The sequence below is a fragment of the Methanobacterium formicicum DSM 3637 genome, from assembly GCF_000302455.1.
GTDB lineage: Archaea > Methanobacteriota > Methanobacteria > Methanobacteriales > Methanobacteriaceae > Methanobacterium > Methanobacterium formicicum_A.
The window spans coordinates 52,501-65,000 of record NZ_AMPO01000008.1 but is presented as its reverse complement, the minus strand read 5'-3'; the positions used below and the strand labels follow the sequence as shown (position 1 = coordinate 65,000).

Below are 12,500 nucleotides of genomic sequence, written 5' to 3'. Positions count from 1 at the left end.
TTGACGATGATGATTACCGGGTTCGACAAATAGGAGTTAATGCCATGATAGATGTGGTGAACTTCCTTTTAAATTGTCCCCATGAAAAATCTGAAGAAAAGGTAACCCACTTTCAGAACCAGCACCGGAAAATTAATCTTCCATCTTTGGCCAAACTATCTATTATACATTTTTTACCATTCAAAAGGCCATAAGAGAAAACTATGCCCATAATTTGTGGTTAATTTTTGTTCGAAAGAATCTAAAAAGTTTTATTAATGTTTAACCAAATAACGTTATACAATACTCACGAATCTATATTTTATTTTAAATCATCTGGTGATCAAATTGGTAACTTATTCAGAATCAGGGGTAGACATCGACCTGGAAGAGGTCACAGTCTCCGCCCTCACTAAAAAACTAAAAGAAACACTCCAGTATCAGGATATTATAACCGAAAGCGGTCACTTCGCCGCCCTGGTCCGCCTGGGAAACCAGGGCCTGGCCATGAGTACCGATGGAGTGGGAAGCAAGATCCTGGTGGCAGAACTCATGGAAAAATACGATACTGTAGGTATCGACTGCGTGGCCATGGTAGTCAATGACATTATCTGTGTGGGAGCCCGTCCACTGGCTATGGTAGATTATTTGGCCGTGGAAAAACCAGACCCAGAAGCCGCAGGCCAGATCGCTGCAGGGCTTGCTGAAGGATGCCGTCAGGCAAACGTGGCCATGATTGGAGGAGAAACTGCTTCATTACCCGAGATAGTGCGGAACTTTGACCTGGCTGCCACCGGTATTGGACTGGTGGACCTGGATGGAGTTGTTGCCGGTAGCAAAATACAGGACGGCGATGTTATTCTGGGTCTTGAAAGCAGCGGAATTCACAGTAACGGATTGAGCCTGGCACGTCGGGTTTTCTTTGAAGAGGCAAATCTGAAGGTAAATGATCCACTCCCCACTGATGAAAACATCACCGTGGGAGAAGCACTCCTGGAACCAACCCGCATCTATGTAAAAGCAATCATGGACCTCCTGGATAATGTGGAAGTCCATGGCCTGGCACATATTACTGGAGGAGGATTCACAAACCTTAAAAGACTTAAAAAAGGAGTAAGTTTCCGTATTGATAACCTCCCCTCACCCCAACCAATATTTGAATTCATATCCTCCCAGGGAGTGGAATTTGAGGAAATGTACCGGGTTTTCAATATGGGTATTGGATTTACGGTTATCCTACCCCCGGAAAAGGCAACAGAAGCCATTAAAATCCTTGAAAAATACCATCCAGTCCAGGTCATTGGAACAGTTACTGAAGACCCTGAGGAGAAAGTTGAAGTTAAAACCTTCCATGGAGGATGGGTACAACTTTAAACTGGAAAAATAGTTTTAAACTGGGAAATAGTGATTGAATAATTATTATTTTCGAATTTTAGGTTTACAATATAGTGAATTAGATTGCTTGAACTAACTTTAGGAAGGTGATATTATATGAAAATTACTCCAGAACAGGAATTATCCTTGATAATTGATATTTTAACTCATCTGGATGTGCCATCAGAAGAAGCATCCATAATTGCCGAAGTAACCCTGGATGCGGATCTTAAGGGTTTCACATCCCACGGGATTGGTAGGTTCCCCCAGTACATTAAAGGCCTGGAAGTTGGCACCATCAAACCCCAAACCGAAGTAACTGTGGAGAAAGAAAGTGCTGCCACCGCACGGGTAAACGGTAATCATGGATTCGGGCATGTTGTAACCTACAGGAGTATGGAAATGGCCATCCAGAAAGCTAAAGAAACAGGAATAGGTATGGTGGGTATTCACAACTCCAACCATTTCGGAGTGGCTGGCTATTACTCAGACATGGCCATTATGGAAGATTTAATTGGTATTGTAATTGCCAACACAGAACCAGCAGTTGCCCCTATTGGAGGAAAAGAACCAATACTGGGAACCAACCCCCTAGCCATAGGAATACCCTCAGATAGTCATTACGTCTCAGTGGACATGGCAACCTCAGCATCTGCCCGGGGAAAACTCCTGGAATCAAAGCGTAAGGGAGAATCTATACCCCCAAACGTTGCCCTGGATGCAGATGGAAACCCAACCACAGATCCAGTGGAAGCCCTTAAGGGATCAATATTACCATTTGGAGCCCATAAAGGATACGCACTATCATTCATGATTGAAATAATGGCCGGCCCCCTGGTAAATGCATCCTATGGTAAGGCCGTCACCGGAACCGCCAACCCCGAAGTTACCTGCACCAAAGGAGACCTCATCACCGCAATCGACCCATCCAAGTTCGTGGAAATGGACGACTTTAAAAGGGATGTTGATGAGTTCATTGCTGAAATTAAAGCCACACCCAACGTGATGATACCCGGGGATTTCGAAGTCAGGAACGTGAAAACTCACCAGGAAGAAGGTATTCCCCTAGACGATACACTGGTGGAACAGTTAAGAGAAATAGCTACCAAAACAAATGTGGATATGGATGATATATTGGGATAATTACTCCAATAAGTTTTAATGAACCCACATTAAAAGATAAACTCCACAAATATCATTTCATTGAGTTAAAACTCTACAAATAATGTTATTTAATCGTTTAACTACACAAAAATAGTGAATCTTTAAACTCTAGAATTTGTGTAATCTTTAACTCAACAAAAAATGAGTTTAAGTCTTTTAAGATATCATAGATTAAGATGCCATTTTAGAAGAACAAGGCGATTGATAATGGTATTATGTAAAATCACGGTCCTTAAAACCACCGTACAAAGTGAACTGGCAGGGGATTACTGTCAGCAGGAAGTTGGTCCCTGCCCCCTTCTCCATGAAGGACAGGAATTTGTTACTGGATTTGAAAAACCAGAAGGATTCTGTGACTGGGCATGGAACGATCTTTTAAGATTTGTAACAGCCTTATTAACGGGGGGTAACTTTAAAGAAGATCTGTTCCAGGGTTGGATGAAAGATGAAAATACCATGATTGCCTGTTGCACCGATGGGATACGTCCTGTAATTTTTTTACTGGAACGAGTGGAGGATTAACCAGAAGATTTGGACCATTTAGGGATTTGGGGACAAATGTTAATCATTTAAACATTATGTAATGGGATAAAAATGATACAAATGCATGAAACATTGCATGAAACAAGATTTAATGCATAAAACATGATTAATTGTATAAAACATGATTAATTGTATAAAACATGATTAATTGTATAAAACATGATTAATTGTATAAAACATGATTAATTGTATAAAATAATCTAATTTACCAAAAAAATAGGGAGATATTAAAAACATGGACAGCAGTCAGGCAGTTTTTGATGGGCTGAAAAAAGCTGGAATCAATTTTGTGGTCAGTGTACCCTGTGTGAACCTGGGTAAACTCATGGAAATGGTGGACTGTGACCCAGATATCATCCACGTTCCAGTAACCCGGGAAGAAGAAGGATTTGGTATGGCAGCCGGGGCTTACATGGCAGATAAAAAACCAGCCATCCTGATGCAGAACTCTGGACTGGGAAACTCAGTTAATGTCCTGGCCTCTCTTTTTAAACTTTATCAGTTCCCCATACTCATGATCATAAGTCACCGGGGTACTGAAGGAGAATTCATGGGTGCTCAGATTCCCATGGGAGAAGCCACCACAGGTATTCTGGACACCCTTGAGATCGCCTACATAAATCCCAAAACACCAGAAGAAGCACTTAAACTCATACCAGAATCATGGATACTGGCAGAACTGGGCGGATCACCACTGGGAATATTACTGGAGATCAGTTTCTGGTAGATCAGGCAGTATAACTCAATATTAAAAAATAATAAAAATTTAAACAAGGGAGATTATAAAAATGGAAAGAATAACAGCCCTGGAACAAATAACCAGTCAGTTAAAAGATGAACTGGTTGTCTGCAATATAGGATTCCCCTCCAGGGAACTTTACCATGTTAAAGATTCCCCGAAACATTTCTATATGATGGGATCAATGGGTATGGCATCATCCATAGGCCTTGGACTGGCCCTGAGCCAAAAAAGGAAAGTAATTGTTTTTGACGGTGATGGATCACTGTTAATGAACCTGGGCAGTCTGGTAACCATCTACAACCAGTCACCCCAGAATCTGGTGCTGGTAGTACTGGACAATGAATGTTACGGCAGTACAGGTAACCAGTGCACTTACTCCTCCACCACAGACCTTAAAAAGGTAGCAGAAGGAGTAGGATTTAAAAATACTATTCTTTACACGGAATCTGAAGATAAAATCGATTTTTCCCCTGTTCTGGACATGGAAGGACCTGTTTTTGTTCACGTGAAAATACAGGCAGGTAATGCAAAGGTTCCAGTGATCCCAATGGAACCAGAAGAGATAAAAGAACGGTTCATAAGGGAAGTACAGGGTAAATAAAAATAAAAAATGGTAAATAAGAAAGTTAGGGAATGGTTTATTTCTTATTCAACTCTTTTCCCACAGAAAAGGCCTTCCCCACCATCTTACCAATACCATAATAGGATAAGTTATCCGGGCTGTAGATGAGTGGCTTGATTTTTTCAATTAATGAGTCCTCATCAGCAAAAGACTCATCCACCTTAACATCTTTTATTTCACCTATAAATTGGGTGTGCAATCCAATTTTCACGCTTTGCAGTAATTCACATTCTATTACAAAGGGAAACTCACCCACGTAAGGTGCATTCACTACTTCACTTTTCACAGGGGAGAGCCCAGTGGCCTGGAATTTATTCACGTCCTTTCCAGATGCTATTCCAAAATAATCGGCTTCTTTTACGTGTTCTTCAGAAGGGATGCTGATGGTGAATGCTTTACTATCCATAATATTATGGTAGGTGTAGGTTGCTTCTCTTAAAGAAATGGCTATGCACGGTGGAACAGAACAGCAAATCCCACCCCATGCTGCAGTCATGACGTTGGGGTTTCCTTCCGAGTCATAGGCCCCCACTACAAATACTGGAGTGGGATAGGTTATGGTTTTGGCTCCTAAAGATTTTTTCATGTTTTAACTCCTTATACTCTGATTATCTCATTAATTTAACACACTTATTTAATCCAATTAGCCAACATACATTATTTAACAAAATATAATCCATTTAATGCAGTGCCACTCTTTTAAGTACGTATTAATGGATTCTTTCATTGAACAAACTCATTATCTAGTTAATCTCACAAACCGTAGTTCATCACCAGTGCTCATAACGGACCAGTTCACTCAGTCTTTTCCGGCCCATTCCCCTTGGTTCGGCATTAGGATATCCTAAAGGAGTGAATAAAAGTGGTTCTACATCATCAGGCACTTTAAGAACTTTTCTAGCCTCTTCAACATTGAAAGCTGCTATCCAACAGGTTCCCAGTCCCAGTTCTGTGGCTGCCAGTATAAGGTGGTCCATGGCTATTGCTGTATCCACCTCCACGTAGTTACGTCCGTCCCGGCGATTCCATGATTCTGATTTAACAGTGCAGGCACAGATAACCAGAGGAGCCTCGGTAAACCATTCTGCAGGATAAATAGTTTTGAGTTCATCTTCTCTACCTTCAGTTTTCACCACTATGAAACGAAATGGTTGTTTATTAACTGCAGTGGGTGCCATGCGGGCAGAATCAAGTACTTTTTCCAGTTTTTCTTCTTCCACTTCCCTTGACTGATAGCCACGTACACTGTATCTTTTTTTAATTAAATCCCCAAATTCCATGTCCATAACTCCATTGAATAATTTTTTAATATTTTTTTGCTAAATCATTTTTTAACTGTTAAAACACTGCTTTTTAACTGCAAAAACTTCATTTAACTGTATAATCACTTCATTTTGAACTGTTAAATCAGGTCAGTTTAAATAAACCACATCATTTTAAACATTTTTAATGATCTCCTGGAATCTATCCAGTTCAACCTCACGTTCTTCCTCAGTCATGTCCCCTGGTCCGAAGATAGCAAAATAAGGAAGGGCTTCCATTCCAACGAATTCAAACAGGAGATGGTTAAAGTACTTTATGAGAACTTCAATCTCACCGTGTGGTCCTTCATCGGTGTAGAGTTCACGGGGTGCTCCAGTGGTGAATGATAACATTGCTTTTTTGCCCTTCAATGGCCCATTTCCGTATAATTGCATTTCTGCCAGGTTGAATGCAAATCCATTGTAGAAAACACGGTCAACCCATCCTTTCAGGATAGCTGGGAAGTTACTCCACCATATGGGAAACTGGAATATGATCAGATCTGCCCAGAGGACCTTGTCCATTTCTTCCTTGATGTCCTGAGGTATGGCACCTTTTTTTACTGCATTGAGCTGTTCAAGTATGGGGTTGAAGAGTTCCTTGTTCATTCTCTCTGGGAAATCCTCCTCATCCAGGACTGCCTTCCATTTCATGGAGTAAAGGTCTGATACCTGTACCTGGTGTCCCTCATCAGTTAAGGTGTCTACTGCCAGATCTTTCAAGGTCCCGTTCAAAGATTCACGCTCAGGATGTGCGTAAACTATCAATACATTCATTTTTTACCCCCAATTTTTAATTCTTCACTACCATTGGATTTTTCCATAAAAAATCTCTACTTATTATTATCTCTTTAATATCACTTCATTTTATCCCCTTACTCACAGAACTCTAAGGAAGTCCCATTTAAAGTAAGTAATTAATAATTAAATTGAATTTTTAGCTTTGATTTCTGCAACAGTTTCCCCACCTACTCCTAAATTTTCATCAGGTAATTCTCTTATTGTTACTACGAAAGATTGTTTAGGAATACCAGTTATTTCCACTGCAACTTCGGTGAATTTAGTTATGAGTTCTTTTTTCTGTTCTAGAGAAAGATTTCCTACTTCCATGTTTATTACGGGCATTTTAAAACACCTCAAAAATTTTTAAAAATCATGAACTATTAATAAATTTTTTAGAATGGTCTTAGTTTCCAAAACTTTTTAAATCCCCAAATTCTTTTAAAAACTTATTTATTCCCATATTATTTCGGGCTGATTTCTTTCAGGGATTCTCTGGTACTGGTACCTGGGGTATCCCACCATAAATGGATAAATTACCGTATTGTCTTCAGGAACTCCCATCAAACCCTTTAAAGAAGGATTTTGACTGCAAACTATGTTTAAAATACCCGCCCAACATCCACCCATTCCAAAGGAGGGTAATAAAAGGTCCAGGTGAGTTAAGGCAATTATTCCATCGGTTAAGGCACTTTTTTTATCTGATGGTGCATGGGCCACCACCAGACAGGGCGCACCTCTCAGGATTGAATCCATTCCATTATCCCATGCTTCAACCAGGGGCTCTATCGGCACCATAAATGGAGATTCTCCCTTTAAAACTTCTCTCATCCAATTAATGGTACTGGTACTTATCTGGTTAACCTTTTCAGGGTCGTTGATCACGGTCCATTGCACTGGTTGGCCATTATTTCCAGTGGGTGCATATCTTATTATTTCAAAGATTTTTTCCAGTTTTTCCATTTCTACTGGTTTATCACTGTAATTACGTATTGATCTTCGTGATTTCATGTGCAATCCCATTTCCAGGGGTGTGATGTGGAAACTTCCATTCACCCTTCCTCCGGAGTTTGGTGATCCGATTGCTCCTTCTGGACAGATGGACATGCAGTGTCCACACTGCACACAGAAGTCCACTGCATCTTCTGGAATTTCAGGATAATTTTCTATTTCTATCAGGCCAAGGGGACAGTTAAGGGTGCAAACCCCACATTTTATACATAGTTCCTTGTTTAAATTTTCCATTTTTGATTTTCCCCATTTTTACGTATTTTTTACTGTTTGAATATTCGGGTGAACCACCCAAAACTATTAGTTGTATGTACACACAATAACATATAAAGTTTACCAAAAAATCTTAATTCTAAAAATTTTAATAAAAAAGACGAACATACCTAACTTGAGGTGCATTCCCACCATGAATGAAAAAAAACAATGCCCGGTCATGTGCAGTTGCCTGTACTTCACCAGTAACAAACTTAACCGGATTCTTAACAAAATGGCCGAGGAAGAATTTATTAAAACCGGTCTTTCACCCTCACACGCTTTAACCCTTATGAACATAAATCGGCATCCGGGTTTTTCTCAGAAAGAGCTTTCAGAAATCATGAACATCAAACCATCCACCACCACCCGTTTCATTGACAAACTGGAAGGGAGGGGAATGGTTGAAAGAAAAATAGAGGGAAAATTATCCTATCTGTATCCTACCAGTAAGGGAGCTGAACTCCAGAGTGAAATTGATAAATGCTTGAAAAACCTGAATAAACGTTACTCAGAAATTTTAGGTTGCGAAGAAAGTGTTGAACTAACTGAAGCTATTGATAAAGCAGCAACTAAACTGGAAAAAAATATTTAATAAAATGAAAATAGTTAATTAATGAATAATAGTTGGTTGAACCCTAAAATTACTGATTTTTTAATTTCCCATTTTCTTTTCCACATTCCGTAGTTGCTCACGTATGGGAAGGTTCTGGGAGCACAGTTCCTCACAGAGCCCACATTCCAGACAGTTCCCTGCTCTTTCAAAATCCTTCAACATGAAATAGTACTGATTTTTCACTTCAGAATAGTCCTCCAGCATTTCAGCCTGGTTCAGGTAACTGAAACACCGGGGTATGTTTATTCCACTGGGGCAGGGCATGCAGTATCCACAGCGGGAGCATTCCACACTGATTTTACCTTGATAAACCTGTTTTACATCATCCATTATCTCCATTTCTTCTGGAGTTAATGATTTTGATAGGCCCTCTTCTGCAATCTTCAGGTTCTCCTGTAACTGTTCCATGGTGTTCATACCACTTAAAACTACACTTATCTCTGGAATGTTCCACAGGTAACGCAGCGCCCACTCTACAGGTGTCCTCCCTACAGGAGCACCATCCCATATGTTTTGCACTTCCTGTGGCACGTAATCTGCCAGAACCCCACCTTTAAGGGGTTCCATAATCGCCACACCTAATCCTTTCCCTGCTGCGTATTGCAGGCCATCTGAACCTGCCTGAATATTTTCATCCAGGTAGTTGTACTGTATCTGGCACATGTCCCACTGGTAAGAATCCACAACTTCCTTCACAAAGTCAGTTTCATCATGGGTGGAAAAACCTGTGTATTTTATACGCCCATCAGAGATTGCTGAATCTAAAAACTCGAAAACACCAAGATCTTCCAGATGATACCATTGTTTCTCCTTCAGGGAGTGCAGGAGATAAAAATCTATATAATCCATCTTCAGTCGCTTGAGCTGTTCATCTAGGAATCTATCCATATCCTGCTCATCTTCCAAAAGCCAGGTGGGAGACTTGGTAGCCAGATAGACTTCATCCCTTCTATCATTTTCAGTGAAGTAATCCCCCAGAAACACTTCACTGGCCCCGCCCTTAGATGTTTCAGTACTATGATAAGGGTAAGCAGTGTCCAGGTAGTTTATTCCCTCCTCCAGGGCATAATCCAATAACTGTGTTGCCTTTTCAACATCAATCCGATCGTATGTTCCCATGATAGGCAGTCGCATACATCCAAATCCCAGTATGGAAATCTTTTCACCAGTTTTACCCATTTCTCGATACAGCATGATTTTCCTCATCTTAAATTAAACAAAAAAATCATTTAAAATTAACCCAAAATTTAATTAAAATTAATCAAAGATTATTTAACTCCTCATATTTTTCAATTCCAGTCCGATATTCCAGGCTTTACCTGCCTTTTTTTCAACAGTCCAGTAATTATTATCCGGCATGGTTAAAAGTAGTGGATTGAGTTTGCCCATGTCTGGTTTTCCACCGGTGAGAATTTCCTCATCTGCGTATGTTGAAATTATCTCCCCTACGAACAGATTATGGGTTGGCATTTCATAAACATCAACCAGTTTGCATTCCATAGAGATGGGACATTCCTTGATCAGCGGTGCACTTCCCAGTTTGCCATATTCAACTGTGAAAAGCTGTGATTTATCTTCTTTTCGTCCAGATACCAGCCCACAATAATCAACTTCCTTAATCATATCCACTGTAGGATAGTTAATGCTGAATGCCTTATTCTGCTTTAAAAGTTCAGTGGTTAAATGGGCTTTGTTTATCCCTGCAACCAGTAAAGGTGGATTCCCATTAGCCCTGCTTAACCATCCTAATGCCATGAAATTTGCTGTTTCTCCATGTTTAGTGCCCAGAAGTGTCACTGGCATTGGATAAATGAATGTGTTTTTGCCCAGATCTGTTTTTTCCATTTTCTTACCCCTTTAATTCACAGATTGATAATACTCTTATCACAAATAATCATTTGTATGTACAAATGATATAAGTTTTTGTCGGTGCAATTAAAACAATCAAATATTAAAATGAAAGATTCAAAAAAATGTTTGAAAAATAATGTTTGAAAATAAAATTGTTCATTAAAAACGAAGATCGCCCTTTTTAAAATGTTAAATCTTTTAAAAGTATTAAAACCTTTCTAAAAATGAGTTAAACTATAAAAAATGATTTTAATGCCTTCTCCGTTCAAATTCTGTGAACAACTCATCCAGGTCCACTCCCTTATACACTAAAAGCAGGAGGGTGTGGAATATAAGATCAGCACTTTCCGAAACCAGGTTTTCATCATTTTTAGAGGCAATGATGACTTCTGCAGCTTCTTCACCTATCTTTTCCAGGATCTTATCCTCTGCTTTTTTATCATCATCCTGCATGATACGGGAAGTGTAGGAGTCAATTGTGTGGTCCCTTCTGTTCTCCAGGACCTGGTAGACTTCTCTGATAATTTCATCCTTCATTTCTTAATCACCTTATCATCTTTACGTAATGGACCAGTTATGGCTATTAAGGGGTGTTGTGCATCATCTATGATCTCCACATCATCTAATGAAAAAATACCCTCTTTATCTGCGGTTTTTTCCATTCCCAGTTTTATATCCTCATCCAATGTTATGACGTAGGAATCTATTTCCTTGAATCCCAGTTTACGGGAGGCAACAGTACGGTGGTGGCCGTCCACCAGGATGAAACGGTTTCCTGTTTTTACCACAATGGTTGGTTCTGCCAGTCCTCTCCTAAGTTCGTAGGTACGTCCCTGGAGCTCATCAGCATACACCCGGTTCTGGGTGGGCCTTAAACGATCAATGGGCACCTTTTCATGGACCAGTTTGGTTTTAATATTATAAAGCTGTTCCAAGGTCTTCTTAAAGTACCTAACCTTCATAGGAGTGGAACGTTCTATATGGGAACGTACAATATCCGTGTTAGTTATAATACCCACCAGAGTGCCCTTTTCACTTATTACAGGCATTCTTGATATCCCCATGCGGAATAGAACCCTGGCAGCGTCGTTAAGGGACATGGATTCATCAGCCACCACCACATCAGTGGACATGATATCCCGGACATAACCCGCCCATTTTTTCAGGAGGAAATCAAAGGCAGTTATCATACCAATAACTTCGCCATTGTTTATAACCGGGAACCCATCGTGACCAGTTTTCTTCATTAACTGGATTACTTCCTCATTGGGAGTGTCCGGGGTGACGGTTATGACCGCCCGGGTCATGTAATCCTTAACCAGTGTGGATTTAGTCATGAAAACTCCCCTTTTTTAGGATTCTCCCATATAACTGTTTTTTCAGATTCTATTTTAATTATACGATGATAAGGAACCATAGATCCATCAAACATAATCATAAATCCTCCTTCTAAAGCTTGAATGTTGGTGGCTGGAATGGTTTTAAGGTTACCCGGACTTCCCCGATGCAGGTAGGTGACCTTACAATCTTCAAATTTCATTTCCGGATGCCATCTCAACATATCCAGGATTCTTTTGGCCATTAAGGATTAACCTCAAATTTGATTTTTATTTAAGTTATCAAATTTGAATATTTTATTTGAATTACCCTACTAGAAGTTTTTCTGCATTTAACACCTGTTTTTATCAGCTAATTAACAGCATCAACCATTAATTAACATATTAATCCAGTTATTAAAAATTTAATCATGTTTAATGATTTATTCCCGTGTCTTAAGTTCTTCCACAACCATCTGGTTGGTCTTTGAAGGATCGGCTTTACCACGGGTTAGGCGCATTACCTGGCCAACCAGGAAATTCAGGGCCTTGGATTTACCCTCAAAGTAGTCAGAGACAGCTTCAGGATTTTCATCTACGGCCTGTTTCACTGCTGCCAGTACGGTGTCATCTTCCACCACTCCCACCAGTCCCATTTCCTCGGCAATTAGTCCTGGCATCTTGGGATTATGTGGTAGTTGTTCAATGATCCTCTGACCAGCTTTGGTGGTGATCTTCTTATCCTGCAACATCCGCAGTAACTCCACTAGCTGGGCTGTGGTTATTTCACTTTCCCTGTAGTTGAGTTTGTTGTAGTAAAGCACTCTTTTGAGTTCATCCCTCATCCACAGTGCAGCAAACTCAGGGTCCACCTCTCGGGCCACCTCTTCAAAGGCATCAGCCAGTTCCAGTTCCGAGGTCATGACCTGAGCATGGTCCTTTTTAATAC

18 protein-coding genes (2 of these 18 only partly in view) are annotated in these 12,500 nt (G+C 40.1%); 7 read left to right on the top strand and 11 right to left on the bottom strand.

What is annotated here, in order from left to right:
* From A994_RS09200 to comE, 6 genes are all read left to right on the top strand, one after another.
* On the top strand, positions 1-194 hold the final stretch of the coding sequence (locus tag A994_RS09200; protein ID WP_004031208.1) for a hypothetical protein. 805 nt of this gene lie to the left of the window's left edge; 194 of the gene's 999 nt are visible here — the last part of the coding sequence; its start codon lies beyond the left edge, outside the window; it ends in the stop codon at positions 192-194.
* A gap of 133 nt (positions 195-327) precedes the next feature.
* Entirely contained in the window at positions 328-1,353 is a 1,026-nt protein-coding gene (gene purM, locus A994_RS09195) for a phosphoribosylformylglycinamidine cyclo-ligase (RefSeq protein WP_004031207.1), read from the top strand.
* Positions 1,354-1,470: 117 nt separating this feature from the next.
* Positions 1,471-2,496: an L-sulfolactate dehydrogenase gene (comC, locus tag A994_RS09190; RefSeq protein ID WP_004031206.1), complete on the top strand. Its 1,026-nt coding sequence runs from the start codon at positions 1,471-1,473 to the stop codon at positions 2,494-2,496.
* Positions 2,497-2,724: 228 nt separating this feature from the next.
* Positions 2,725-3,039: a TIGR04076 family protein gene (locus tag A994_RS09185; protein ID WP_004031205.1), complete on the top strand. Its 315-nt coding sequence runs from the start codon at positions 2,725-2,727 to the stop codon at positions 3,037-3,039.
* A 256-nt stretch (positions 3,040-3,295) separates the two neighbouring features.
* A complete protein-coding gene (gene comD / locus A994_RS09180) occupies positions 3,296-3,787 on the top strand; it encodes a sulfopyruvate decarboxylase subunit alpha (RefSeq protein WP_004031203.1) in 492 nt (163 codons plus the stop codon).
* 61 nt (positions 3,788-3,848) lie between these two features.
* On the top strand, positions 3,849-4,403 hold the full coding sequence (gene comE / locus A994_RS09175) for a sulfopyruvate decarboxylase subunit beta (RefSeq protein WP_004031202.1): 555 nt from the start codon (positions 3,849-3,851) through the stop codon (positions 4,401-4,403).
* Between the two features lie 37 nt (positions 4,404-4,440).
* On the opposite strand, the gene A994_RS09170 is transcribed toward comE, so the two are convergent.
* From A994_RS09170 to A994_RS09150, 5 genes are all read right to left on the bottom strand, one after another.
* Positions 4,441-5,010: a flavin reductase family protein gene (locus A994_RS09170; RefSeq protein ID WP_004031201.1), complete on the bottom strand. Its 570-nt coding sequence runs from the start codon at positions 5,008-5,010 to the stop codon at positions 4,441-4,443.
* Between the two features lie 184 nt (positions 5,011-5,194).
* Complete coding sequence (locus A994_RS09165; RefSeq protein WP_004031199.1) at positions 5,195-5,704, bottom strand: nitroreductase family protein; 510 nt, start codon at positions 5,702-5,704, stop codon at positions 5,195-5,197.
* Between the two features lie 156 nt (positions 5,705-5,860).
* Positions 5,861-6,502 carry an NAD(P)H-dependent oxidoreductase gene (locus A994_RS09160; protein ID WP_004031198.1) on the bottom strand — a complete coding sequence of 214 codons (642 nt, stop codon included), beginning with the start codon at positions 6,500-6,502 and terminating at the stop codon, positions 5,861-5,863.
* 147 nt (positions 6,503-6,649) lie between these two features.
* Positions 6,650-6,850, bottom strand: coding sequence for a 4-oxalocrotonate tautomerase DmpI (dmpI, locus tag A994_RS09155; protein ID WP_004031194.1), 201 nt, complete (start codon positions 6,848-6,850; stop codon positions 6,650-6,652).
* A gap of 108 nt (positions 6,851-6,958) precedes the next feature.
* Positions 6,959-7,750 (bottom strand): nitroreductase family protein, encoded by a 792-nt coding sequence (locus tag A994_RS09150; RefSeq protein WP_004031193.1) that lies wholly within the window; start codon positions 7,748-7,750, stop codon positions 6,959-6,961.
* 172 nt (positions 7,751-7,922) lie between these two features.
* Here A994_RS09150 and A994_RS09145 point away from each other — a divergent pair, with 172 nt between their 5' ends.
* Positions 7,923-8,363 carry a MarR family winged helix-turn-helix transcriptional regulator gene (locus tag A994_RS09145; RefSeq protein ID WP_004031189.1) on the top strand — a complete coding sequence of 147 codons (441 nt, stop codon included), beginning with the start codon at positions 7,923-7,925 and terminating at the stop codon, positions 8,361-8,363.
* A gap of 60 nt (positions 8,364-8,423) precedes the next feature.
* Here the strand turns inward: A994_RS09145 and A994_RS09140 are convergent, their stop codons facing one another.
* From A994_RS09140 to gatB, 6 genes are all read right to left on the bottom strand, one after another.
* A complete protein-coding gene (locus A994_RS09140) occupies positions 8,424-9,578 on the bottom strand; it encodes an aldo/keto reductase (RefSeq protein WP_004031188.1) in 1,155 nt (384 codons plus the stop codon).
* 78 nt (positions 9,579-9,656) lie between these two features.
* Positions 9,657-10,229, bottom strand: a complete 573-nt coding sequence (locus A994_RS09135) for a flavin reductase family protein (protein ID WP_004031187.1) — start codon at positions 10,227-10,229, stop codon at positions 9,657-9,659.
* Positions 10,230-10,484: 255 nt separating this feature from the next.
* Positions 10,485-10,772, bottom strand: coding sequence for a phosphoribosyl-ATP diphosphatase (gene hisE, locus A994_RS09130; RefSeq protein ID WP_004031186.1), 288 nt, complete (start codon positions 10,770-10,772; stop codon positions 10,485-10,487).
* Complete coding sequence (locus tag A994_RS09125) at positions 10,769-11,572, bottom strand: CBS domain-containing ParB/RepB/Spo0J family partition protein (protein ID WP_004031185.1); 804 nt, start codon at positions 11,570-11,572, stop codon at positions 10,769-10,771. The genes hisE and A994_RS09125 overlap by 4 nt, the downstream gene beginning before the upstream one ends.
* Positions 11,569-11,817: a DUF504 domain-containing protein gene (locus A994_RS09120; RefSeq protein WP_004031184.1), complete on the bottom strand. Its 249-nt coding sequence runs from the start codon at positions 11,815-11,817 to the stop codon at positions 11,569-11,571. Before A994_RS09120 ends, A994_RS09125 begins: the two co-directional genes overlap by 4 nt.
* Before the next feature lie 177 nt (positions 11,818-11,994).
* Positions 11,995-12,500, bottom strand: the end of a protein-coding gene (gatB, locus tag A994_RS09115) for an Asp-tRNA(Asn)/Glu-tRNA(Gln) amidotransferase subunit GatB (protein ID WP_004031183.1). It continues 856 nt past the right edge of the window; 506 of the gene's 1,362 nt are visible here — the last part of the coding sequence; its start codon lies beyond the right edge, outside the window; it ends in the stop codon at positions 11,995-11,997.